The sequence below is a fragment of the Actinopolymorpha pittospori genome (assembly GCF_014873875.1).
Classification (GTDB): Bacteria; Actinomycetota; Actinomycetes; order Propionibacteriales; family Actinopolymorphaceae; genus Actinopolymorpha; species Actinopolymorpha pittospori.
In genome coordinates this window covers 8,086,412-8,109,999 of sequence record NZ_JADBEM010000001.1, presented here as the reverse complement: position 1 = coordinate 8,109,999, position 23,588 = coordinate 8,086,412, and the positions used below count along the sequence as shown (strand labels likewise).

The 23,588-nt window shown below is 69.4% G+C and carries 23 protein-coding genes and 1 pseudogene; 8 read left to right on the top strand and 16 right to left on the bottom strand.

Features of this window, described 5'->3' with window-relative positions; translation table 11 throughout:
- Positions 1-53: 53 nt before the first annotated feature.
- On the top strand, positions 54-278 hold the full coding sequence (locus HEB94_RS37710; RefSeq protein WP_192754267.1) for a hypothetical protein: 225 nt from the start codon (positions 54-56) through the stop codon (positions 276-278).
- 266 nt (positions 279-544) lie between these two features.
- On the opposite strand, the pseudogene HEB94_RS37705 reads toward HEB94_RS37710, so the two are convergent.
- Positions 545-862, bottom strand: a pseudogene (locus HEB94_RS37705) (VOC family protein); the annotation flags it as partial.
- 158 nt (positions 863-1,020) lie between these two features.
- On the opposite strand from HEB94_RS37705, the gene HEB94_RS37700 reads away from it, so the two are divergent.
- A complete protein-coding gene (locus tag HEB94_RS37700; protein WP_192754266.1) occupies positions 1,021-1,992 on the top strand; it encodes an HTH domain-containing protein in 972 nt (323 codons plus the stop codon).
- Positions 1,993-2,063: 71 nt separating this feature from the next.
- Here the strand turns inward: HEB94_RS37700 and HEB94_RS37695 are convergent, their stop codons facing one another.
- The 10 genes from HEB94_RS37695 to HEB94_RS37650 all read right to left on the bottom strand — a co-directional run bounded on the left by HEB94_RS37695 (position 2,064) and on the right by HEB94_RS37650 (position 9,777).
- Positions 2,064-2,741, bottom strand: a complete 678-nt coding sequence (locus HEB94_RS37695) for a maleylpyruvate isomerase N-terminal domain-containing protein (protein WP_192754265.1) — start codon at positions 2,739-2,741, stop codon at positions 2,064-2,066.
- Between the two features lie 158 nt (positions 2,742-2,899).
- Positions 2,900-4,084: a tyrosine-type recombinase/integrase gene (locus tag HEB94_RS37690; RefSeq protein ID WP_192754264.1), complete on the bottom strand. Its 1,185-nt coding sequence runs from the start codon at positions 4,082-4,084 to the stop codon at positions 2,900-2,902.
- Positions 4,085-4,086: 2 nt separating this feature from the next.
- Entirely contained in the window at positions 4,087-4,287 is a 201-nt protein-coding gene (locus HEB94_RS37685; RefSeq protein WP_192754263.1) for a helix-turn-helix domain-containing protein, read from the bottom strand.
- Between the two features lie 17 nt (positions 4,288-4,304).
- The gene (locus tag HEB94_RS37680; protein ID WP_238361742.1) at positions 4,305-5,882 is read right to left on the bottom strand and encodes a replication initiator; all 1,578 of its coding nucleotides are present in this window, start codon (positions 5,880-5,882) and stop codon (positions 4,305-4,307) included.
- Positions 5,879-6,070 (bottom strand): hypothetical protein, encoded by a 192-nt coding sequence (locus HEB94_RS37675; protein WP_192754262.1) that lies wholly within the window; start codon positions 6,068-6,070, stop codon positions 5,879-5,881. Before HEB94_RS37675 ends, HEB94_RS37680 begins: the two co-directional genes overlap by 4 nt.
- Positions 6,067-7,632: an FtsK/SpoIIIE domain-containing protein gene (locus tag HEB94_RS37670; RefSeq protein ID WP_192754261.1), complete on the bottom strand. Its 1,566-nt coding sequence runs from the start codon at positions 7,630-7,632 to the stop codon at positions 6,067-6,069. Before HEB94_RS37670 ends, HEB94_RS37675 begins: the two co-directional genes overlap by 4 nt.
- Positions 7,632-7,979: a hypothetical protein gene (locus HEB94_RS37665; RefSeq protein WP_192754260.1), complete on the bottom strand. Its 348-nt coding sequence runs from the start codon at positions 7,977-7,979 to the stop codon at positions 7,632-7,634. The genes HEB94_RS37670 and HEB94_RS37665 overlap by 1 nt, the downstream gene beginning before the upstream one ends.
- An 87-nt stretch (positions 7,980-8,066) precedes the next feature.
- A complete protein-coding gene (locus HEB94_RS37660; protein ID WP_192754259.1) occupies positions 8,067-8,291 on the bottom strand; it encodes a hypothetical protein in 225 nt (74 codons plus the stop codon).
- A gap of 92 nt (positions 8,292-8,383) precedes the next feature.
- Positions 8,384-8,860 (bottom strand): plasmid replication, integration and excision activator, encoded by a 477-nt coding sequence (locus HEB94_RS37655; protein ID WP_192754258.1) that lies wholly within the window; start codon positions 8,858-8,860, stop codon positions 8,384-8,386.
- A gap of 140 nt (positions 8,861-9,000) precedes the next feature.
- Positions 9,001-9,777: a GntR family transcriptional regulator gene (locus tag HEB94_RS37650; RefSeq protein ID WP_192754257.1), complete on the bottom strand. Its 777-nt coding sequence runs from the start codon at positions 9,775-9,777 to the stop codon at positions 9,001-9,003.
- 66 nt (positions 9,778-9,843) lie between these two features.
- Here HEB94_RS37650 and HEB94_RS37645 point away from each other — a divergent pair, with 66 nt between their 5' ends.
- Positions 9,844-10,278 carry an NUDIX hydrolase gene (locus HEB94_RS37645; protein ID WP_192754256.1) on the top strand — a complete coding sequence of 145 codons (435 nt, stop codon included), beginning with the start codon at positions 9,844-9,846 and terminating at the stop codon, positions 10,276-10,278.
- Positions 10,279-10,760: 482 nt separating this feature from the next.
- Here HEB94_RS37645 and HEB94_RS37640 read toward each other — a convergent pair whose 3' ends face one another.
- Both HEB94_RS37640 and glnA read right to left on the bottom strand, forming a co-directional pair.
- The gene (locus tag HEB94_RS37640; RefSeq protein ID WP_192754255.1) at positions 10,761-11,759 is read right to left on the bottom strand and encodes a phosphotransferase; all 999 of its coding nucleotides are present in this window, start codon (positions 11,757-11,759) and stop codon (positions 10,761-10,763) included.
- Between the two features lie 520 nt (positions 11,760-12,279).
- The gene (gene glnA, locus HEB94_RS37635) at positions 12,280-13,704 is read right to left on the bottom strand and encodes a type I glutamate--ammonia ligase (protein WP_192754254.1); all 1,425 of its coding nucleotides are present in this window, start codon (positions 13,702-13,704) and stop codon (positions 12,280-12,282) included.
- Between the two features lie 161 nt (positions 13,705-13,865).
- Between glnA and HEB94_RS37630 the strand changes: the two genes are divergently transcribed.
- The gene (locus HEB94_RS37630; protein WP_202896764.1) at positions 13,866-14,339 is read left to right on the top strand and encodes an RDD family protein; all 474 of its coding nucleotides are present in this window, start codon (positions 13,866-13,868) and stop codon (positions 14,337-14,339) included.
- Positions 14,340-14,453: 114 nt separating this feature from the next.
- On the opposite strand, the gene HEB94_RS37625 is transcribed toward HEB94_RS37630, so the two are convergent.
- Both HEB94_RS37625 and lipA read right to left on the bottom strand, forming a co-directional pair.
- A complete protein-coding gene (locus HEB94_RS37625; RefSeq protein ID WP_192754253.1) occupies positions 14,454-15,152 on the bottom strand; it encodes a DUF4191 domain-containing protein in 699 nt (232 codons plus the stop codon).
- 83 nt (positions 15,153-15,235) lie between these two features.
- Positions 15,236-16,177, bottom strand: coding sequence for a lipoyl synthase (gene lipA / locus HEB94_RS37620; RefSeq protein ID WP_337918579.1), 942 nt, complete (start codon positions 16,175-16,177; stop codon positions 15,236-15,238).
- Positions 16,178-16,421: 244 nt separating this feature from the next.
- On the opposite strand from lipA, the gene yjjX reads away from it, so the two are divergent.
- Entirely contained in the window at positions 16,422-17,009 is a 588-nt protein-coding gene (gene yjjX / locus HEB94_RS37615) for an inosine/xanthosine triphosphatase (protein WP_192754251.1), read from the top strand.
- 224 nt (positions 17,010-17,233) lie between these two features.
- On the opposite strand, the gene lipB is transcribed toward yjjX, so the two are convergent.
- The gene (gene lipB, locus HEB94_RS37610; protein WP_192754250.1) at positions 17,234-17,893 is read right to left on the bottom strand and encodes a lipoyl(octanoyl) transferase LipB; all 660 of its coding nucleotides are present in this window, start codon (positions 17,891-17,893) and stop codon (positions 17,234-17,236) included.
- Positions 17,894-18,058: 165 nt separating this feature from the next.
- Here lipB and HEB94_RS37605 point away from each other — a divergent pair, with 165 nt between their 5' ends.
- The 3 genes from HEB94_RS37605 (at position 18,059) to HEB94_RS37595 (ending at position 23,564) form a co-directional block, all read left to right on the top strand.
- A complete protein-coding gene (locus HEB94_RS37605; RefSeq protein ID WP_192754249.1) occupies positions 18,059-19,939 on the top strand; it encodes a protein kinase domain-containing protein in 1,881 nt (626 codons plus the stop codon).
- Positions 19,940-20,029: 90 nt separating this feature from the next.
- Positions 20,030-21,790 carry a serine/threonine-protein kinase gene (locus tag HEB94_RS37600; RefSeq protein ID WP_192754248.1) on the top strand — a complete coding sequence of 587 codons (1,761 nt, stop codon included), beginning with the start codon at positions 20,030-20,032 and terminating at the stop codon, positions 21,788-21,790.
- A 94-nt stretch (positions 21,791-21,884) separates the two neighbouring features.
- Positions 21,885-23,564: a serine/threonine protein kinase gene (locus HEB94_RS37595; RefSeq protein WP_192754247.1), complete on the top strand. Its 1,680-nt coding sequence runs from the start codon at positions 21,885-21,887 to the stop codon at positions 23,562-23,564.
- Positions 23,565-23,588 lie beyond the last annotated feature (24 nt).

Sequence of the window (23,588 nt, the reverse complement as noted above, 5' to 3'; positions counted from 1 at the left end):
GGGGCCGGCATGCCGCTGGCCGAGAGCCAGTCGCTCCGGAACGCGAACGTCCATTGGACGAAGCGGTCGTTGCCGCGCGCGAGGAGGGACAGGCGGAGTACGCCGCGCGCTCCTCGAAGTGGCTTCGCCACCCGAACACCATCGATCAGGTCGCCGCCCTGCTCTACGAGGCTCGCACCGGACGCCGCTGGCTCTCGGCGGAGGAGATCGACCGCATCGCCTACATCGCCAATGCCCGCGCCATCGTCGAGTTTCTCGTCAGAGAGAACCCGTCCTGACGTCTACGCGGAAGAAAGACTACTAGCCGGCTTGTCGCTGTTGATCACCGGATGCCCGTTTGACCGCGGCCACCCGCCGCCGGACACCCGGGGGACCGCGATGGCCGCGGCGGTGCGGGCCGTGAATCGTCGGGATCCAGGTGGCGAACGCATGTCTACGCGGTCATGAATTCCCGAGGTCCGTGCGGCGAAGAATGCGGGGCCGAGCGGCAACGATGCCATGACCAGATCGTGAATGGACGCCGAGTCCGTTAAGAGCAAGGCACCTAGTCCGTGAAGAAACAGAACGGGTGGCCGTCGGGGTCGGTGTAGACGCGGACCGAGACCTGCGGCTGCCAGGGCGTCGGTGTGGCACCTACCGCGAGCGCGTGTGCGTGTGCCGCGTCGAGGTCGCCGACCTGGAAGTCCAGGTGCAGCATCATCTGCTGGTGAGTTCGCGCCGACGGCCAGGTCGGTGGCTGGTAGGCCGGCTCGAGCTGGAACGACAGGTGCGTTCCGCCGTCCGGACCGTGCAGCGTCACCCAGGTGTCCTCCTCCGAACCGATCGTCCAACCGAGCAGCAGGCGGTAGAAGTCCGCAACGCCCGCGGCTTGGGGGAGTCGAGGACGACGCCGGTCAGGGACACACCGACCGGCACGGTCGTGGCCTGTTCGTTCATGGTGCCTCCGGAGTTCGTGACTGTGCCGCTACCGTGGCAGCCGTCTCGGACATCCGCTGTCATATTCGTCGGAGGGAGTTCGGTGTGCGCGCGGAACGCCTTCTGCAGATCGTGTTGCTGCTCCAGTCGCGCGGCCAGGCGACCGCTGGTGCGCTCGCTCGCGACCTGGACGTGTCGACGCGGACCATCCAGCGCGACATGGAGGCCCTGAGCGGGGCCGGCATCCCGGTCTACTCCACCCGCGGCGGTGGCGGGGGTTGGTCGCTGGTCGACTCCTACCGGAACCGGCTCACCTCGCTGACCACGACGGAGGCGTTGTCACTGGTCGTCGGCCAGACCGGCGGGGTGATGGCCGACCTCGGCCTGGACGACCCGGGTGAGGGTCCGATCCTCAAGTTGTTGGCCGCGGTGGCACCCACCGCCCGCGACCGGGCCGAGCACGCCCGGCAACGCGTGCACGTGGATCGCAGTCCGTGGGGCGAGGCGGCGTCGTCCGATCCGGCGCTTCCGTCGTTGCAGCAGGCGGTCTTCGCCGACCACCTGGTCCGGCTGAGATACGGCACCTCGAGGTCGACTGTCGTGCTCGCGCCGCTCGGTCTCGTCTGCAAGGGGACCAACTGGTATCTCGTCGCCCTCCGCGGCACCGACTACCGCACGTACCGCGTGGCTCGCGTCCACGACGTCACGGTCACCGACCAGGCGTTCGAGCGTCCCGCGGACTTCGATCTGGCTTCACACTGGCGGGAGACGTCGGTGCGCTACGCCTCGGCCTTTCCCCGTACCGTCGTCCGGCTTCGGTTGCGCGGCGACGCCGTCCAGCGCGCCTGGTGGGTGCAGGCGCGGGAGCGAACGATCGGCGAACCGGACCCGGACGGCTGGGTCGACGTCGAACTCGTGCTGGAGGACGAGGACCATGCCCTGGGCGTGATCAGGCTGCTCGGCGGCGACGACGTCATCGTGGTGAGCCCCGACGGTCTCCGCGACCAGGCGGTACGGATCGCCCGCGCGTTCGCCGAGGCCAACGCCATTCACGCCGGCCGTCGAGCGCCGCCGTGACGACCACGCCGACCCTGCTGACCACGCTGACTTGCCGACCACCCGCACGGACGGAGCGAGGGGGTGACGCGTCACGACAGCAGCGGAAAACGAGCGGCCCACGAGCCCAGCAGGTCGCGGTCGGCCGGGTCGAGGGCGCGGCGCCCGGTGCCTCGGGCGAACAGGTCGGCGTCGGTCCAGCGCAGGGCGGCCGGTGGCTCACCACCCAGCAGCGAGACGAACACCGGTCGCATGATGGCGAGCGCGGTCTCCGTCGTCCACGGCGCACGACCGAGGCTCACCGCGAGGTCGAGGCCGTGCGCGGCGTGGGAGATCACCCGGGTCACGATGTAGTCGCGGAGCCTGGTCACACCCCCTCGCGAGGTCACCAGCCGGTCGAGGTCGCGTGCCGTCCACTCCGCGAGTGACGTACGCCAGCGCTGCGTGAGGAACGCCGCCGCGGCGGCTCCGTCGGCGAGCCCGACGGCGAAGTCCTGCGTCCTCTTCACGATGTCGTCGCGGTAGCCGGTCGTACCGCGTTCGAGGCGGCGGTAGTAGTCGGCGGGCTCCCTGAGGTCGGGGTCGCCCGGAGGCGCGTCGCCGAGTGCTCCCGGCGTCGGCAGCACGACCCCGACGTGGACGACCAACTCCTTGACGTTCCACGGTGGACAGTTGGTCGCTTTGGCGAAGTCGTCCTCGGTCAGATCGCAGAGGACCGCGTCGAAGGTACGGGCCTCGTCCTCGAACGCCAGCAGTGAGTCGTCGCGCATTCCACTGATCCTGCCCGTCCCATCGCCCGCGTCAAGCGGCTTCGCGGATCAGCCGCCCCAGACGCGGTCCAGCGCCGCCTTCGCCGCGAGGGCGAGGACGACGCTGGACAAGAGACCGCTGGACAGGCGGGTGGTCGACCTAGATGTCGAAGTAGAGCCTAGAAAGTGCCTTTGGCCTGGGGAGACGCTTGCTCTTCAGCGGCTGGGTACACCTCCGTTACACCGAGGACAGCATCGATCGCGCGGCGAGTTCGCTCGTCACTCGAGGGCATCAGGTGGGTGTACGTCCTCAGCGTGAAGCCTGGGTCGGAGTGGCCCAGATGGGCGCTGACGGCCTTGATCGACTCGCCGGCGTCGAGGAGCGCGCTTGCGTAGAAGTGCCGCAACGCATGGCACCCGTTCTCGCGTGACGGGTCGACCCCTGTCTCGCGAAGTGCCTTCTTCCAGACGTACGTGTTGAAGTAGTTGCGATTGATCGCCTTCGACTCGCGACTCGTAACGACTAATGACACCGTGTGTTCCTCGCCGCCGGGGTGCAACCAAGGCAACGTGACCGCCTTCACCGGATGCTGCGTCAAGTACGCGGCAAGCTCGTCTCGGACTGAGGCCGGCAACGGAAGCGTTCGAGTCTTGCGGCCCTTGGGCAGCGCGAAGACCTGACGGTTCCTACTGAAGAGCTTCACCTGCCGGACGATCTTGACCTGGCCCCGCAGGAAGTCCACGTCGACGGGGGAGAGCCCGAACACCTCGCCCTGGCGCAGCCCGAGCCCAGCCGCGAGCGTCGCAACGATGCCGTACCGGTCGGGCAGAGCCGCACGCACAGCGAGTACCTGATCTCGCGACCAAGGAACCACGCTGGCACGCTCCGCCCTCGGCCTGCGTACAGACGGCGCCCGGCAGGGATTCTTGGTCAGCAGCTCGTCATCAACTGCCGCAGTGAAGATCGTCGATACGTTGGCGTAGATCACTTTGCGGTAGGTCGGTGCCAAGTGCTCAAGGCCACGAATCCAGGACTGGATGGTCGATGGTCTGACCTGCCTGAGGGCCATTGACCCCAGGGTGGGCAAGGCGTGCAGCCGCAGGCGCGACTCTACTGCCTCAGCCGTCGATGCATCGAAGGTCTGCGCCGCCAGCCACGCCAACGCGTACGGTCCGAAGGCTTCGCTACCCGCGTCAGGGTCGCGGTAGTGACCGCGAACTAGGTCGGCTGCGACCGTGCTACGGAACCGGTCTGCATCTACACGACGGGCGAACGATCTCGTGCGCTGCCGGCCGTCAGGATCACGCCAGCGAGCGAGCCAAGAGACGCGACCATCTCGGACCCTACGTTCAACACTTGCCATGGCTAGGCCGCCTCACTTTCGAGCCATTGCCGAACGACGTCGGGGTCATACCGCAGGTGCCGACCGACGCGGTAGGCACGCGGTCCTACGCCCCTATGCCGCCACTGGTAGAGCGTTGCTACCGGCACGCCGAGGTATCTCGATACCGTCTCGACAGTCCACAACGGGACGACATCACCCGCATCGTTCCTCCTCCGTGACATCAAATTGTCCCCTCTCGTCATGCCGCGTCATCGGTTGCCGAATCGCTGTGTGGGTTGGGACTGGCGCGTTCCTTGGCCGCTTCGTATTGGGTGCGCCAGCGTTGTCGTTCGGTGACGGTTTGGGCGATGACTTCGGTGTAGGTGGGGAGGTCTTCGATGTCGATGGCCTGCCAGATGTAGCGGGGCCGCCCGGTCTCGTCGAGGGTGGTTGCTGAACAGCGGTCGACGTCGGGGGCGTCGATGCCCGCGGCTTCCAACACCGCGCGGACAGCGTGGAGTCGGTCGGCCTTGTGGCCGCTGAGGGTCTTGCCGGTCCACTTGCGGGAGACCAGGACGCGGCGGCCACCGCAGCCGAGGTGTTCCCGGTCATGGGCCTTGGAGGGGCACGCTCCGGGCGCGGCACCGTCGGCGGCGTCCTTGGGCTGGATGCCGTAGGCCAGCCAGTTCCAGCAGCGCGGCGAACACGGCAACCACCGCACCTGCGCATGTAGCCGGTCGATGTGGGCCTCCCTCGCCGGCGAAACGGCCCCGTTCTCCTGGTCGTCGAGGGGGTCGACGATGGCCTTGGTGAGGTACTTCGTCAGGTACCCGACCCGACGGTCCGCCTTGTCGGTGCCGCCGACCAGTCCTTGCATGTCGGACTGGCGGCCGAACCGCACCACATGGGCCGGCTCGGCGGTCTCGTCGGCGTCCAGGTCGTCCAGCGCCTGGTCCCAGGTGGCCAGCGGTTGGTGGGTGTGCGGGTCGACGTAGCCGCCCGTGTCGCTGTCCCAGACGGGGATGTGGTCACCGCGGTAGACGATGCGGTCGTGCCGGGGCCACCAGACGGAGGCGTAGGTGGCGGCGATGACCTGCCGCAGGATCTCCCGGGGGATCGCACCCCGGATCGCGGCGTGGATGTGCGGCGCGAGCCGCTTCTGGGGTTCGATGGCGGCGAAGTACTGCACCTCCCAGCCCACGGCACGGCGCAGGTTCTGGGTGAGGCGGTCCCACAGCTTCGACAGGTGCAGGGCGTCGAGGGCGGCGCGGCGGTAGTCGTAGCGGGCCGGGTCCAGCGGTGTGCCGTCGGAGTGGACGGGTCCGTAGGAGCCCATGGTGAAGGTGACGAACATCGAGGGCCGCCACGTCTTCCCGTCCCGGCCGGTGAACGTACGCCCGAGGGTGCGGTCCTCCACCTTCAACCGAGGCAGCTCGGGCACGTCGTCCCGACGCCGGGTGGACCGCTTCCGCCGCTCGGTGTTGGCGCGGAGTGCGGCGGCGACGGTGGCGACCAGGGCGACGGCGCCGAACACCTCCGGATGTGCCAGCCACCACAACGGCGAGGTCCGGTGCGGGGGTTCGGGTTCGTGCTCGAGGTGCCAGCCCTCCCGGCACTGCTGCATCCGTAGCCGGCGCGCCTTGTCCGCGCACGGCGGGCACTGGGAGGCGAGGGTGGACTGGCACGGGATCGGCACCAGGCGCACGTCCCCTGTCTGGGTGTCGACGAGCTGGCGGACGATCGGGCGGACACACACCCCGGCCTGCACCGCACCCGCCCGCACCGTCGCCTCCGCCAGATGGGGAACCCTCGACCGGTTCAAGCTCGAAGCCCTCACAACCCCTCCTCGGTCGTCTCGTGGTGGTGGCGGGCGGTCGCGGCGAGCATCGCCAGATACTCGGCGAACCGGTCCGGCTGGCAGGCCGGGCACGGGCCGAGGTTCGCGAGGTCGGTGAACCCGAGGCACAGCCAGCACCGCTCCACCACCAGGTCCTCCGCCTGGTCCTCGTCGTGAGGGTGGTTCATGCCGTCACCTCCTCGGTGTCGGTATGGCTGGCATGTGCGGGGATGCGCAGCCCAGCCGCCTGCTTCGCGCCGGGTGCATACAGGGAGCACATGGTGTGGATCTCGTCGTCGTCGATGTAGGCGAACCGGACGCGGATGGGTTCGGGGTTGGTCTCCACCCGGACGTAGCCGACGCCGGGCAGGGCGGTGGGGATCTCTTCACAGCGGGCCCCCCGGTCCCGGGAGCCGGTGCCGAGCACCATGTCCGCCTCGTCGGCCTCGTTGAGCCGGAGAGCGACCCGGGTGGGGAACAGCCCGCGCATCGCGACGACTTCTTTGCGGGCGTCCTGGCCGGCACCCACGACGACGACACCGACCGCCCGACCCTGGGACAGCAGCAGGTTCAAAGCGGCCTCGATCCGCTTCTTGGCGTCGCGGTCGGTGACGTAGGCGGTGAGGGAGGCGATCTCGTCGATGAGGATCACCAGCAGCGGGTCTCCGGGTGCGGGGCGGTGCATCCGGAAGATCCCCCGCAGCCGCCGCTGCCGTTCCCGTAGCTTGGCCACCGCGGCTTCGAGGAATTCGGCGTAGGTCAGCTCGAAGGACCGCTTCGCGTCGGTGTTGGTGGTGTCGTCGTCGCCGTAGCAGTAGCGGGCACACAGGGACTGGCCTGCGGCGAACTCCATCCCGCCTTTGGGGTCGACCACCCACAACTCGACCAGCCCGACCCGGATCCCATGCCCCAGCGATCGCACCAGGGACCACAGCACCGACCCTTTGCCGGCGCCGGTCGCGCCGATGATCAGCAGGTGGTTCGCCAGCAGCCGCAGGTTCCATGTGAGGCCGTCCTCGCCGACGGCCAGGCCGAGTGCTTTCAGGTTCGGGCGGTCCGGGACGGCGAACATCGGGGTCGGGGTGTTGAGGGGGTCCTCGACCAGGAACCACAGCTCCAGCACCCGGGACGGGCGCGGGGCGGGCGGTTCGACGATGCGGCCGGTGGCGCGTTTGATCCGGAAGACCAGCATCCTCAGCACCTGCGGGCGGTGGATGGAGCGGACGCGGCAGTCGATGGCCTGGAAGGTAGTGGCGAACCGGTCCGCGTTCTTCGCGAAGTCCGCGAGCACCTGGCCGGGCAGCATCCGCACCCGCACCTTGTCCACCGTGGCTGTCGACCGGACGCGCAGCAGCTCCGGCACGAGCAGCTCGTCCCCGCTGTCCTTGGCCGTGAGTTTGAGGGTGGTCATGAGGGGTTGCCAGTCGCTCCGGTAGACGGTGACGCGCCGCCACCACGACCGCACCGGCCAGGCGACCACACCCCGGAACGACCCGGGCGAGGTGACCCGCCAGGCGATGAGGGACAGCACCAGGACCACGGCCACGCCCACCAGGACCAGCGGCCCGGAACCGGTCCACAGCCGCCACGCCACATACCAGGAGACGGCCGCGACCCACAGCGCCGGCTGGCGGACCAGCCACCACACCGCACCACCGAGATGCCGCCCCAGCCAGAGGAGGAGGACGGTGGCGAAGCCGATCTTGAACGCCTCGGTACGGACCTTCGGATCCATGCCTGTGCGGCCCATCAGGCACACCACCGCATCGCCCGCATCGCCGTCTTCACCTGCGCCGGCGACACCTTCCGAGGCGTGCCCTTATGCACCGGCCGCGCCGACGTCTTCGCCGCCGCCTTTGTCCTCGTCGTCCTGGCCGTGGTCTTCGAGGCCGCCTTGGTGGTTGCGGTGGTGCGGCGGCGGGTCGCCTTCCGCACCGGAACCGGCGCACACGACGAACACAGCCCGCCCGCCTCGGCCACGTCCGCGCCGTTGCACAGCCCGCACGGATACATCCAGTGCGCCACGCCAGCGGCGCCCGAGTCGTGCTTGGTCAGATGGAACAGCCCCAGCTGTCCGGGGACGTTACGCTCGCCCATACCACTCCACTCCGTTCCAGGGGTCGGGTTGGAAGGCGCGGGAGCGGCGGGTGTCCAGCCTGCGCCGCTCCCGCGCCGGCTCATCGGTTACTTGGGTGGTTGCGCCCAGTCGGGGCGTAGTTCGTAGTGGGGGCAGCGGCCCAGGTCGTGCCGGGGGCCGCCGCAGAACGGGCAGGGGCCGGACAGGTTGCCGCCGTCGTTGAGTCCGCACCAGCCGATCGGACCCCACTTGGTGCCGGTGTGCACGACCAGCGCCGGGCGCCCGCAGGTGCACACCTCACCCGGATGCGCGGCCCGCTCACGAATCGCCACAGGTCAGTCCTCCTCCACGACGCCGGTCGGGGTGGGAAGGCGCGGGAGCAGCCGGGGGGATGGGCCGGGGGTGCTGCTCCTGCGCCGGCTCATCAGGCGGCCGCCTCGTCCTTGGCGGCCTTCGAGGCTGGGCCACGCGCCGCGCTCTTGGGCTGCGGCGCCACGATCCCCGACGCACGCCAGGACCACGCGAGCCGCGACCGACACCGGTGCGGACCCGGGCCGTTACCGGTGCAGCGCTGGCTGTCGACATACGGGGTGCCGGTCAGCCCTTCGAACTCCACCGGCCGGAACGGGAACCCCGCCGGAGCATCCGGCAACGTCGGCTGAAGCTTGGACAGGATCCGCACCGTGATCGCCGCGTTCTTCCCCTCCGCGTTCGGGTCCGCGTCCAACACGTCGAAGGTCCACACCGGCAACTCGGTGTCCCGGTCGATCATCTGCACCGTGTTCTCCCGCGTCGACTTCTCAAAGTCCCGCGCCACCTTCACCTCAGTCGAGGCGAACGCGTACACCCCGTGCGGGAACGCCTCCTCCATCGGCACCGAAAACCGCGTCTCCATAGCCATGTCGGCTACTCCTCACGTTGGTCCTGTAGTCCTGTAGAGGAGTATGCACAAAATGATGACTCCTCTACAGGAGTGGGACGCAACGGCGATTCGCGGCGCGCCGCGAGCAAAGGGCGCACACCTGGGAGTCGACCAGGTGATCAGGTCGCGGGCAGCTCGTAACTCAGGACGTACAGCTCGGCCGACATCACGGTGTCGCACACCTCCACCGCCAGGTCGTCCACGTCGTACGCGGTGCGGACGAGCCCGATCACTGGCGATCCAGGTGCAAGACGAAGCGCCGTCACCTCGTCCGGCGTAGGCATCCTCGCAGTGACCTCTTCGGCGAAGCGGCCGAGTCTGTGGCCGCTCTCCTCGATCCGGGCATAGATGCCTCCCGGTCCGGGGTTGGTCTCCACCATGGGCGTGCCCTTGGCCAGATCCCAGGGAATGTAGGAGGTCGCAGTCTCGGTGGGTTGGCCATCGCTGAGGTATCGCCGGCTACGAACGAGCACCTTGGCGCCCTTACGCAGGCCAAGACGCCTCGCGATCTCGTCCTTCGCCTTGTCGGGGTAGACCCGGATCGAATCGACCAAGGCGGTTACCTTCTCCGCCTCGGCCTCGGCATCGTAAGCGGACTTACCGGCCTCGCGGTGCCGGCGTGCGAACCGGTCATGCGCTAGACGACGCAACCGAGGACGCGCACGCACGAACACTCCACGGCCGTGCTCCGCGACGACCACGCCCTCGCTACGGAGCAGGCCAACCGCCTGGCGCACCGTGCCCTGCGCCACGCCGTACCGCTTCATCAACTCGGTCTCGCTCGGCAGGCGTTCGCCGGGACCCAGGTCTCCACGCTCGATCGCGGATCGCAGCAGGTCGGCGATCTGTTTGTACACAGGCCGGTCACTGGCCGTATCCACCCCGCCCTCGACCATGCCGCCTCCTGCACTCCTCTACCTGAGTTCGTACACTCAGGGTCACTGTAGCCCCGAGGAGTTCCCATGTCCCCAGCCCCGCTCCACTCGGTCAGCGTCGCTGCGGCCGTCATCGATGACGACGGGCGGATCCTGGCGATCCGGCGCCGTGACAACAGCCACTGGGAGCCACCAGGCGGTGTCATAGAGCTAGGCGAGACTATCCACGACGGCCTACGCCGGGAAGTGAACGAAGAGACTGGGCTGGTTGTCGAGCCTGATGCCCTGACCGGGGTCTACAAGAACATGAACCGCGGGATCGTCGCCCTCGTCTTCCGCTGCTACCTCGTCGGTGGATCTGAACACACGAGCTCTGAGACCGATCGCGTCGCCTGGCTCACCCCTGACGAGGTCCGGAACCGCATGAGTGAGGCCTACGCGGTTCGCCTCCTTGATGCTCTCCCAACAGACGAACCGCGACCCGCTATTCGCACCCACGACGGAGAGCACGTCAAGCCCTAGCTCGGGATCATCTCTGGCGCGCGAGTGTCGCGCATCAGGTGGCACTCGACGCGCGGCCGACCTCTGCGTTGCTGTGTTGACCTCTTGGAAGTCAAGGCGCGCCGCAAGCGGCGCGCACCGCCCCGTCCTCGTCCTGCGGGCGGCCTGGCGGCCGTCCTCGGACGGGCCGGCGCGGCCACTGACGGTTCGCATGGCTGCTTGAGGTCATCTCAAGCTGAGGTCTTTCCAGGGGCGCTGCCCCCTGACCCCCGGTCCTCCTCGGGGAGTGGAGCGCCGGGTTCTTCTCCCGCCGGTCGGCCACCGCAGGCGGCGTACCCGGAACCTGCACAGGGTCGCCAGGCCAAGCCGCAAGCGGTCGACGAGCGAGCCTGGCGACCCTGCGCAGAACCCGGGTGCGGACAAGCTGTCCGACTGACGGGAGAAGAACCCTCAGCGGGAGATATGGGCGTGGATTTGCAGCTGGCGCTCCCTTTGAAGGGAACCTAGTTCACAAGGCTGAGGGCCCTCTCGAGGTTGGACTCAGCGATGCCAATCATTCCCTCACGGTGAGGGAAGTCGCTGTCAAGGATGGACAGCGGCTTCGCCACGAGCGAGATGTGCATCGCGAACTGATAGAGCCTCAGTCGCCGCTCGTCGAGATCATTTCTGCCTAGCAGCGGGTACTGGTCGTTGTAGCGGTGCCGTAGGAACACGTGCTCCCACTCGACGTCGAAGTACATGAGGCCCTCGATGTCGATGATGACGGGATGACCCTGGTGGTCGACCAGCACGTGCTCGGGTCCGAGCTCGCCGTGAATGAGGCGGTAGTGCGAGCGCGGTTGCACTGCGGCGGCCAGCTCGTGGAGAGCGTTAGCCAACCGGTCGCGGGCATGGGCGACACGCGGATCGCGCGGAGCGGCGTCAGCGAGATCAGCGAGCGCGGCCTCCAGCACGATCTGCTCACACGAGCTCCCGCGCGAGGTGCCGCCGCTGTCGATTAAGGCGACCTTGCCGAACCTGGATGCCTCGTGCAGATGCATCTTCTCGAGGGCATCCGAAAGCTGCGCCAGCACCATCGTGGCTGCCCGCGGGTCTTCATCAAGCAGCATGGCCAGGGTGCCACCCGCTACGTCCTCGACCACCGCGACCTCGGCCGGGAACGTGTCCTTGCTCTGGTCTGCCAGGTAGATGTGGGGCGTTCGGATCCCGAGAGCGCTCAGGCGTGCATGGGCGGCCTCGAAGAGGTCGAAGCCTGAGGCGTGGGAGAACGGATCCGTATGGTCATCCAGCTTGTCGGCGGGTCCGGATGGCCAGTAGTTCTCGGCTGGGTCCCAGCTGTAAACGATCGCGGTGGACGCGTCGTCGAAGGTGAGGCGGTACACACCCTTCTTGGTGCCGCCCTCCACTCGCTTCACGTCGGCCACGCGGCGCTGAGGTCCAAAGGCCGCACGGGCGATATCCGCCAAGTGGTCACGCTCGGCGACTGTGCGCTTCGTAGTCATCCGCCGAATCATCCTCGTCGTAACCATGGGCGTCGAACGGGTTAGCGCGTGCGGGGGGACCGGGCCATCCCATGCTACGGATCGGCGTCAGCGGCCCGCCTGCGCGCGAGAATCCCCACTTGTATGCGTAACTCCCACTGACCCCAGCCTGACCCCAACGAGCTGCAACACCGGGCGACGATGAGCACCAGGCCGACGACCTCCACGGCGCGGACGAGCAGCTCGTGATCACGGTGCCCGTTCCTACGGATAAGAGGGTCGGCGCGTGCCATCCACGTGCCATTAGCGCGGGCCAGAGAGGGCTCATCCTGGTCACTCCAGGCCACTGATCCACGCCACCGGCCAGCCTAGGCGGCGTGATCCCTACGTTTCCCAAGCTGTTAGTCCCTGAGGGCGTCGGTACACATCCGGTACACATGATCATGGAAAACGGCGGCAGACCGTGAGAGACGCCGAGAGGCGTTTCCGCAGGCCAGCCGCCGTTTTCGTCGGGCTGATGCAGGTCAGGGACCCGCGTGGATCAGATGTCGAAGTAGAGCTCGAACTCGTGCGGGTGCGGACGCAGACGCACGGGGTCGATCTCGTTGGTGCGCTTCCAGTCGATCCAGGTCTCGATCAGGTCGGGGGTGAACACGCCACCTTCGAGGAGGTAGTCATGGTCGACCTCGAGCCGGTCGAGCACCGCCGGGAGCGAGCCCGGCACCTGGTTGACGGCGGCGTGCTCGTCGGGCGGAAGCTCGTAGAGGTCCTTGTCGATCGGCTCCGGCGGCTCGATCTTGTTGCGGATGCCGTCGACGCCGGCCATCAGCATCGCGGCGAACGCGAGGTAGGGGTTACAGGACGGGTCCGGCACCCGGAACTCGATCCGCTTGGCCTTGGGGCTCGTCCCGGTGACCGGGATCCGCACCGCGGCCGAACGGTTGCGCTGGCTGTAGACGAGGTTGACCGGAGCCTCGTAGCCCGGGACCAGACGGTGGTAGGAGTTGACCGTCGGGTTGGTGAACGCCAGCAGGCTTGGTGCGTGCTTGAGCAGACCACCGATGTACCACCGGCCGAGGTCGGAAAGGCCGCCGTAGCCGAGCTCGTCGTAGAAGAGCGGCTGGCCGTCCTTCCACAGGCTCTGGTGGCAGTGCATGCCGGAACCGTTGTCGCCGAAGAGCGGCTTCGGCATGAAGGTGGCCGTGTGGCCGGCCTGCCAGGCGACGTTCTTGATGATGTACTTGAACAGCATCAGCTGGTCGCCCGCGTGCAGCAGCGAGTCGAACTTGTAGTTGATCTCCGCCTGGCCGGCCGTGCCCACCTCGTGGTGGGACCGCTCGACCTGGATGCCGGACTCGAGCAGCTGGGCGACCATCTGGTCGCGCAGGTCGGCGAAGTGGTCGTTGGGGGAGACCGGGAAGTAGCCGCCCTTGTAGCGCGGCTTGTAGCCCTTGTTGCCGCCGACCTGCTCGGCGCCGGTGTTCCAGGCGCCCTCGATGGAGTCGATGAAGTAGTAGCCGGCGTTCTGCTTGGTCTCGAACCGCACGTCGTCGAAGACGTAGAACTCCGCCTCCGGCCCGAAGTAGGCGGTGTCGGCGATGTTGCTGCTCTTGAGGTAGGCCTCGGCCTTGGCGGCGACGTTACGCGGGTCGCGGCTGTAGGCCTCGTCGGTGAAGGGGTCGACGATCGAGAAGTTCAGGGCGATCGTCTTGCGCTCTCGGAAGGGGTCGACGAACGCCGTCGTGGGGTCCGGGACCAGCTTCATGTCCGACTCGTGGATTGCCTGGAAGCCGCGGATCGAGGATCCGTCGAACATCAGTCCGTTGGCGATGTCGTCCTCGGTGAACGAGGCGGCTGGCACGTTGAAGTGCTGTATGACGCCCGGCAGGTCGCAGAAGCGAACGTCGATGAACTCGACGCCCTCGTCACGTACGAAAGCCAACAGCTCGTCGGCGCTTCGGAACATTCGGCCCTCCTCCGTCTCTTGGCAGGCGACGCTAGGAGCTGGCCGTTTCCCTGCCGTATCACCGGTGTTGCGCCCGTGTTACGACCAGTCTGACGGAGGTGGCCTCGGGCGTTGACGCCGACCCGCGCACTGGCGTGTCCCGCGAAGGATAGCCTCATGGGGTGACCGAGCAGGAGGAGCGCGGAGAGGCCGGCGCCGCGCGGGACGGCAGCGGCGATCGGGAGCGGTACGCCGGCTACCGGCTCGGCCTGCCCGAGACCGGGCGCGGGGCGATGGCGACCTGGGGGCCGCGGATCGCCGCCCTGGTGATCGACTGGCTGCTGGCCAACCTCGTGGCGTTCGCGCTCGTCCGCGACCCGACGATCTGGCAGGCGCCGGTCACCGGCCGTGACTATCTGCCGCTCGCGGTGTTCGGGATCGAGAGCTGGCTTATGACCGCTTTTGTCGGGGCGAGCATCGGGCACCGCCTCCGACACCTCGTGGTGGCCCGGCTGGACGGACAGCCGGTGGGCCTGCTCCGCGGCCTGGTACGGGCGGCGCTGATCCTCCTGGTGATTCCCGTCCTGATCGTGGACGGCGACGGGCGAGGCCTGCACGACCGGCTGGCCGGCACTGTGCTCGTCCACGCCCGCTGAGACCTGGGTACGCGCACCGAGTCCCTTGCGCCGCATCCCCCTGGCGCCACCCGTGCTGATCCCCGCGACACCGCGGGGATCAGCCTTCTTCGGAGGCCAGTCGGGTCGAACGGCTCAACGGGGGCGCGACGCGCCCGGCGGGAGCTTGGCGTTCTTGGGCAGCGGACCCTTGGGGATCGGCAACTGCTGACGGTTGGCGGACAGCGCCTTGAGCCGGTTGAGGACCTCGGTGACCTCCGCCGGACGGAGGTTGCGGGGGAGCTTCATGACGTGGCCGGACAGCCGGCGCAGCGGGACCTGGCCCTCGCCGTCGCCGACGACCACGTCGTAGATCGGCGTGTCGGGTGCGACCCGGGAGTGCTTGCGCTTCTCGTTGGCCAGCAGGTTGCTGATCCGGTTGGGCGCACCCTCGCCGACGAGCACGATGCCGGGACGTCCGACGACGCGGTGCACGACGTCCTGGTTTCGGGTCACCGCGATCGCGGGGTCGACCTTCCAGCCCCGGCGCAGCGTCGACAGAGCGTTGGCGCCCGCTCCGAGCTGCCCTTCGAGGCGGGAGTAGGCGGCCTTCTCCACCCGGCGCCCGAAGATGATCACGGTGAGGAGCACACCGAACGGGATGCCCGTGACACCCCAGAGGATCGGGTTGTCGAGAATGAACCCGACCGCGACGAAGATCACGATCACGCCGAGGAAGATCCCCAGCAGGATCAGCCCGATCAGCGGCTGGACTTCCTTGGTGATCGAGTAAGCGGCCCGGATCTGGGCAACCCGCCCGGGCTTGTTCTCGGGGCTGTCGTCGCGCTTGGCCATGGTCGGCGGCTGCGTTCCTTCCTCAGGAGCTGTGCGGAATCCGGGTCACATCGAGACAGCGCGAACCGATCGGGTCAGTTCGGTCAGTTCGTGGGCGCTGCCGGAAGCTTCCGCGACTCCAGCGCCTGGCGGTAGAGCCGGCCGGCGCGGTAGGAGGAGCGGACGAGCGGTCCGGACATCACTCCCGCAAAGCCTAGTCCAAGTGCCTCCTCGCGCAGTTCCACGAACTCCTCCGGCTTGACCCACCGCTCGACCGGGTGGTGCCGCACCGAGGGACGGAGGTACTGCGTGATCGTCAGCAGCTCACAGCCCGCGTCGAGCAGGTGGCGCATCGCCTGGCTGATCTCCTCGCGTTCCTCGCCCATGCCGAGGATGAGGTTGGACTTCGTGACCAGGCCGAAGGACCGCGCCTGGCGCAGGACGTCGAGGGAGCGCTCGTAACGGAAACCGGGGCGGATCCGGCGGAAGATCCGCGGGACGGTCTCGACGTTGTGGGCGAAGACCTCGGGCCGCGCCTCGAAGATCTGGTTGAGCAGCTCGGGACGGCCGGAGAAGTCGGGGGCGAGGAGCTCGACGCCCACACCGTCGTTCAGGGCGTGGATCTCCCGGACGGTCTCGGCGTAGATCCAGGCGCCCTCGTCCTCGAGATCGTCCCGGCAGACGCCGGTGACGGTGGCGTAGCGCAGGCCCATCGTGCGTACGCTCTCGGCCACCCGGCGGGGCTCGTCGCGGTCGAGGTCGACCGGCTTGCCGGTTTCGATCTGGCAGAAGTCGCAGCGCCGGGTGCACTGGTCCCCACCGATGAGGAACGTCGCCTCGCGGTCCTCCCAACACTCGTAGATGTTGGGGCAGCCGGCCTCCTGGCACACCGTGTGCAGCTGCTCACGTTTGACCAGTGCGCGGAGTTCGGTGTATTCGGGGCCCATCTTCGCCCGGGTCTTGATCCACTCGGGCTTCTTCTCGATCGGGGTCTGGCTGTTGCGCACCTCGATGCGCAGCAGCTTGCGTCCCTCCGGAACCACCACAGTCACTCCCTCAGCGTACGTTGCCGCGCGCGGACGGGGTGAACTGGCGTACCGGCGGCCAAACCGCCGATGTCGGGTCGTCCGGCGCCGTCGTCCGGCGCCGTCGATCAGGGTCCGCGAGTCTGTCTTCGGGCCTCGTCGCGGCCGGTAGCGGGCCGGTCCAGGTGACTTCGTACCCATCCGTCCGGTCCGGGGGCGGACGGTGGCGTGGGGCCTGGGGCCACCGCGGGTTAGGTTGTGCGTCGTGTCCATACGTGTAGCTATCGCTTCGGGAAACCCGGTCAAGCGCCGCGCCACGCTCGAAGCCGTCCGGGTCGCGCTCGGTCATGACGACGTCGAGGCGATCGTGGTGGACGTCGATTCGGGTGTCCCCGACCAGCCGGTCGGTGACGAGGAGACGCTGCGTGGGGCCCGCAACCGCGTCGACGCCGCGCGGACGGTGCTGCCGGAGGCCGACTTCTGGGTCGGCCTCGAGGGCGGCGTGCTCGAACGCGACGGAAACCTCGAGTGCATGGCCTGGATCGTCGTGCTCGGGCGCTGCGGTCCGGACGCCCAGCTGACCAGGGGCGAGAGCCGGACGGCGACGTTCGCGCTGCCGTCGGAGATCGCCGACCTGGTACGCCGGGGTGTCGAACTCGGCGAGGCGACCGACGCGATCATGGGCGGGAAGGACACCAAGTCGAGCACCGGTACGGTCGGTCCGCTCACGGGCGGTGTCATCGACCGGGTTGCCTACTACGCCCACGCGATGGTGCTCGCCCTGGTGCCGTTCCGCAACGCCGGGCTCAGCTTCCCGCCGGCTCCCGAGCCGGCCGCGGGATCGGCCAACTAGGGTGCGTCTCCCACCTCCCGCCTGACTCGCGATACCCCTGCATCCACGCTGGTCACGTTGTCCTCCTCGCCTCTCGGCGCCGACGACAACGCCGCCGGCCGGGATGCCGGAACGCGTGGGGTGAGCGGGTCGCCCGCGCCCGGTTGGCAAGGCGGAGGAGAAGCCGATAGCGGTGTTCTCTCGGCGCCGACGACAACGCCGCCGGCCGGGATGCGGAGGCCCGCTCAGGCGACCTGGGCGGAGGAGTGGTCGAGTACCTCGCTGATTCGGCGTTCGGTGATCTCGAGCACGTCGTCGACGCTCACGCGGTGTCGGAGTTCTGTCGTGAGTGACGTGACGCCGGCGTCGGCGAGGCCGCACGGCACGAACAGGCCGTAGGCGGAAAGGTCACAGTCGCAGTTGAGCGCGAAGCCGTGCATCGTCACGCCCTGGGCGACGCGGAGCCCGATCGCGGCGACCTTACGGGCAGGGCCCCGCTCGTCGGCGGGAACCCAGACGCCGCTACGGCCCTCGATGCGGGTCGTCGCGAGTCCGACGTCGGAGCAGACGTTCATCAACGCCTGCTCAAGGTCGCGGACGAACGCCACGACGTCGATCGGCTCGGGCAGCTTGACGATGGGGTAGCCGACCAACTGCCCGGGTCCGTGCCAGGTCAGCTTGCCGCCGCGGTCGACGTCGATGACCGGGGTGCCGTCCATCGGTCGCTCGTGCGGCTCGGTGCGCTTACCGGCCGTGAACACGGCCTGGTGTTCGAGAAGAAGCACGGTGTCGGGCGCCTCACCGGCCACCCGCGCGGCGTGGAGTTCGCGCTGTCGCGCCCACGCCACCTCGTAGTCCAGGGCGCGGGGTCCGAACCCAGCCCTGAGAAACCGCAGTGAACCCATATCCTGCAGCTTAGAACGTGTGGCGTCGTGGGCATCGCAAGGCATCGGCGAGCAGTGTTCGGCCCGCGAAGTATCGCCGCCGGCGCTGACGTGGTCGCTCCTTGTCGTCGTGGCCGGCACCCGCTGAGATCGTATTGTCGCCCAAGGTCTGAAAGGCTTGGATACGTGCGGAGCGATTTCGACGTTGACGGGTACGAGATCGAGGGGCTGCTTAGTGCCGGGCCCATCGGGGAGACGTGGCTCGCCCGCGATGAGGCGAACGGTGAGCAGGTGGCCCTGCGGCGGATCCGGCCGCGGGACGCGACGGCTGTCGACCAGGCCCGTCGGCTGGTCGAGCGGCTGGACGCGCTCGGGCATCCTCGCCTGCGTCGGGTCAAGGAGCTCCTGCCCTACGACGGGGAACTCGTCCTGGTCGTCGACCATGCCGAAGGCGGCAGTGTCGAGCAGTTGCTGCTGGTGCGCGGAGTGCTCGACCCCGGTGAGGTCGTCACGATCGCGAGCACCGTGGCCCGGGCGCTCGCGGCGGCCCACGAACGCGGCCTCGTGCACGGGTACCTCACACCCGACAGCATCCTCTTCAGCGCGGACGGCCAGCCGGTGCTCGCCGACCTCGGCCTGGCGAAGCTGGCCGCGCCCGACGACGAACCGTCCGACGCGTACGCCGACCCAGCCGAGGCGGGGGAGTCCGAACCAAGCCCGGCCGGCGACGTCTACAGCCTCGCCGCCATCTGCTACACCGCCCTCACCGGGCTCCTCCCGCCTGCGGGCGAGCGGCACCGGCCGATCCACCAGGTCTCACCCGGTGTGCCCCCCGGTCTCGCCCACGCGATCGAGGCCGGCATGCAACGCGCCTGGGACATGCGGCCGCACATGAGTCAGTTCGGCACCCTGCTCACGACGTCGTGTCCCGCGGTACCCGTCCGGTTGCCCGACTCGACACCAGTGGCCGAGCCCACGGCGCCCGACTTCACCAGGCTCGGCGGTGACGCCCGGCACACCGACGAGGGCGGCGCCGGGGCCGGCGGACTTCGGGTTGGCGGCGCCCCGGGCGGTGAGGCACACCAGGGCCCACCCGGTCCCTCTCGCGACGGGTCGCCGAGCGACCGTCCGCACCAGCAACGCACCCCGGTCCGCGAGGGTCCGGGTGTCGGTGGCCAGGTAGTCGGTGGCCAGGTTGCCGGTGGCCAGGTAGTCGGTGGTCCGGGCATCGCTGGCTCAGGTGTCGGAGGGAGGCCGGGCGCTCCAGCCGGACAGCCGTGGTTGCCTGGGCGCGGTCCGGGCCTGCCGCCGTCGTCGGGTCCGGATCCGCACGCTGCTCGACCGGTCGGCCCGCCCCCACCGGGAGCGCCTCCGCGACGAACGTCCGGGCCACCGGGCCGACCCTCCGGAGACCCCGACTCCGCCGAACGCGGCGACTCCCGGAGGCCGCCGTACGTCCTGATCGGTGGTGTGGTTCTGCTCGTGGTCGCCGTGATCGTCGGTGTCGTCATCTGGCGGTCGTCGGCCGGGACGACGCCGGTCGCCGATCCCACTGCCACACCCACCCGGACCGCGACGGCGAAGCCCACGCCGACGCCGAGCGTGACCGTCCCGACCGATCCGCTCACCAAGCAGTGGTTCGAGACGTTCAAGGTCTTCGACCAGCGGCGCTCCAACGCGTTCGCGCACCGCGATCCGGACCTCCTGCTGCAGCTCTACGCGCCCCATTCGCCGTCCTACCAGGAGAACCACCAGTACATGGCGGCGATGGCGACGAACAAGGCGGCGCGGGTGATCGGTCTGAGCCGCCCCATTCTTCGGCTGACGCTGGTCTCGAAGACGCCGACGGCGATCAGGTTCGAGGCCCTCCGCCAGGAGCAGCCCTACACCATGGTGATGCGGGACGGCCGTCGCCTGCAGTGCCCGGGCGGGCCCGTCAAGACCGTGCGGATCGAGGCCGTCCCGCTCAAGGGGACGACCGCGTGGCGGATCTCGAAGGAGTGGCAGGTCGGCGGTGAGGTCTCACCGGAACTCCAGGTGTGTCAGGCGGGCAGCTCGAGCCGCTGACGTTCGGGTGTGACGTGCCGCTGCCAAGCCACCGAGATCCGGTGTGACCCGGCGGAACCGCGGATCCGCGTTCTGGAAGGCTGAGCGACCATGCAGGGCGACTTCCACGTCGAGGGATACGACATCGAAGGGCTGCTGGGCGCGGGCCTGGCGGGCGAGGTGTGGCTTGCCCGTGAGCAGTCCTCGGGTGCCCACGCGGCGCTGAAGCGCGTCCGCCCCCGCGACACCGACGCGCAGGACGAGGCGCGCCGGATCGTCGCTGCGCTGGAGTCCCTCGCACACCCGCACCTGGTGCGGATCCGGGAGATGCTGCCGTACGGCGGTGAGCTGGTCTTCGTTCTCGACTACGCCGAGGGCGGCAGCCTCGGCCAACTGCTGCTCGCCCGGGCGACCCTTGATCCTGGCGAGGTCGTCACGGTCGCCACCGCGCTTGCCGGCGCGCTCGACGTACTCCACCGCCGCGGCGTCACCCACGCCGACGTCACACCGGAGAACGTCCTCTTCACCGCCGACGCCCGTCCACTGCTGGCCGACGCCGGCCTGCTGGCCCTGGTGGAGGGAGGCGAGTCCGGAACCGTCGGTTACACCGATCCAGCCGGCCAGGACGGCTCACCGGCCTCGCCCGCGGGCGACGTCTACGGTCTCGCCGCCGTCTGCTACACCGCCCTGACCGGCGCGCCTCCGGAGCCGGGGTACGGCCACCGGCCGCTCCACCAGGTGGCACCAGGGGTTCCGTCCGCACTCGCGCACATCGTCGAGGCCGGCCTGCAGAGCAAGCCCAACCTGCGCCCGAACGCCGCACAGTTCGGGGCACAGCTCGCCGCCGCCTGTCCGAGTGCGCCAGTCCGCTTTCCCTCCATGCCGACGACTCTCGGCGACTCCTCCTCGCCGTTCGCGGGAGATCTGGGTACTGGGTCCTCGTCGCCGTTCGGGGAGCAGGATCCCTTCGTCATCGGAGGAGGGGGCCCCGCACCAGAACGAGGATCAGGACCCGCGCCCGGTCCCCGTTCTGGTGCGGGACCTGGCCCGGGTCCAGGTCCGGGTCCGGGTCCCATGGCCGACCCGCGTTCGGATGGTGACCCCGCGACGTCCGGCCTGCCGGAGGGTTTCCCAGGCCCGCCGCCCAGCTTTCCGGCCCCCCACCAGGGCGTGCCTTCAGGTGGCGGCGACGGGCGGAACGCCCGCGACGACCGGGATCGTGACGAAGGCGACGACGAGGAGACGTCCCGGCGCCCCCGCCTCCTGCTGCTGGCGATCGGTGTTCCGGTCCTGCTCGTCGCGGTCGGGGCTGCCGGGGTCTTCGGATGGCGAGCGCTGAGCGACGACGCGCCGCCGGATCCGACACCGACGCCGACGCCGACGTCGCAGGCGCGGACGACGCCGAGCGTTCCGGCTCCACCGCCGCAGCCACCGGTGCCGAGCAGTACCCCACGCAATGCCGCGGAGGCGCGCTGGACCGCCGTCCTCGACCAGCTCGACCAGAAGCGCGCCGAGGCCTACCGGACATGGGACCAGAAGGTACTCAGCGAGGTCTACAAACCGGGTTCGGACGCACTGGGGGAGGACCTCGACAACATGCGCGACTACGCGCAGCAGAACGTCACGAGTGTCGTCAACCTGCGCACCCCGATCCTGTCGTTGGACGTGGTCTCGCAAAGCCCCGGTCGGGTGGTGGTCGACGCCGTGAGCCAGCTGCAGCCCTATCGCCTCGAGATCGGTGGCAACCTGTACCCGCACGACGGCGGAACGGCGAAGCGGTTCCGCATGACTCTCGAGCCGAACGGATCGGGCGGATGGCTGATAGCGGCGAGCAGACAGATCGGCCCGGCGCCAACGGAACCGGCGAGGTGAGGGTGCCCACGCCGACGACGTCGCTCAGCGCTGGAGACCGCGTCGGGGACGACGCGGTCGCTCGTCCGACCGCGGTCTGAGAGGCTTGGCGATCATGCGGGGGGAGTTCCGGGTCCAGGGCTACGACATCGACGCGCTCGTGAGCGCGGGCGCCACCGGCGAGGTCTGGCTCGCCCGCCGGCACGGCTCCGGGGCGCCGGTCGCCCTCAAGCGACTAAGCCCCCGCGACCAGGGAGCGCGCGACGAGGTGCGGCGGCTGGTGTCACTGCTCGACATCCTCAGACATCCACACCTGTTGCGGATCCAGGACTCCTTGCCCTTCGGCGACGAACTCGTCCTCGTCCTGGACCACGCCGACGGAGGCAGTCTCGACCAGCTCCTGAACGGCCGAGGTGCGCTCGATCCCGGCGAGGTGGTCACGGCCGTGGCACCGTTGGCGGAGGCCCTGGCCGCCGCCCACGAACGCGGGCTCGTGCACGGCGACGTGACGCCGGAGCACATCCTCTTCACCGCGGACGGCCGGCCGCTGCTCGCCGACCTCGGCCTGCTCGGCCTGATCGAAGGTGGCGAGGCGCTCGGCACGCTCGGCTACGCCGATCCGAGTGCCGGTCCGGGCGGACGGACCCCGGCGGGTGACGTCTTCGGCCTCGCCGCCGTCTGCTACACCGCCCTCACCGGGATCCCGCCTCGCCCGGGACAGCCCCGCCCGCCGCTTCCCGAGGCGGTGCCGGACGTGCCCCAGGGGCTTGCCCACGCCGTCGCTGTCGGCTTGCAGCCGGTCGCCGCGCGGCGACCCACGGCCGCCCAGTTCGCCGACCTGCTCTACGGCGCGTGTCCCCCGGCTCCCGTACGCTTCCCGATCGGCCTGGTGCTGAGTGACGCGGACGTCGCCTCGGCGATCGCGGCCGCCTCCCGCGACACCCCGAAGCCGGCCCCACCCGCCGGCCCAGCGGACCGGGAAACGCCCCCGGCCGGCAACCAGCCAGGCCCAGGTGGAACGACCGGCGCCGGGGCCGGTGCCGCGGCCGACCCGCTGACGAGCCCGAGCGCCCAACGCGTTCCGGTCGGTCCGCGCGTGGTCGAGACGGCCGATGCCGACGTCGACGACGATGAGCCCCGTCGACGCGTCGGCCTGATCATCACCGTCGTGGTCGCGATCGTCGTGGTCGCGGGTGGTGTCGTCGGCGGCGTCGTCTGGGCCGGCCGGTCGAGGCCGGAGCCACCTCCGGTCGCCTCCGACGACGCGACGCCTGAGGGCACCCGCAGCCCCCGCCCCAGTGCCGCGCCGACGTCAGGGCAGGAGCGGGGCCCGTCGACGCCTCCGGCCACCGCCAACCCCAGCGCGCCGAGCGGGACGACCTCGCCGCCGCGACCGCCTGCCCCCGATGCCCAGGAGGCGAGATGGCGAGGGGTGCTGGCCGACCTCGACCAGCGGCGGGCACAGGCCTTCGCCGCCTCCGACCCGACGCTGCTGGGCACTGTCTACACGCCAGGTTCGGACCTCGTGGCCAAGGACACCACGCAGATCGAGAAGTGCATACCCAGCGGGTGCCACCTGGAAGGGCTGCGGTTCGCGGTCAGGACGCTCGACGTGGTCAGTGCGGGGCGGAACCAGACGGTGCTACGGGTGGTCGACCAGTTGCAGGCGTACACCGTGGTGGGCGCTGACGGGGAGCGCGTGTCGCAGCCCGCGGGCGAGCCGAAGACCCGTGAGATCACGCTCGCCCGTGCCGGGACCGGTGGTTGGCTGATCTCCCGTATCGACGAGCGCTGAGGTCAGACGGCCCAGCGGTCCGCG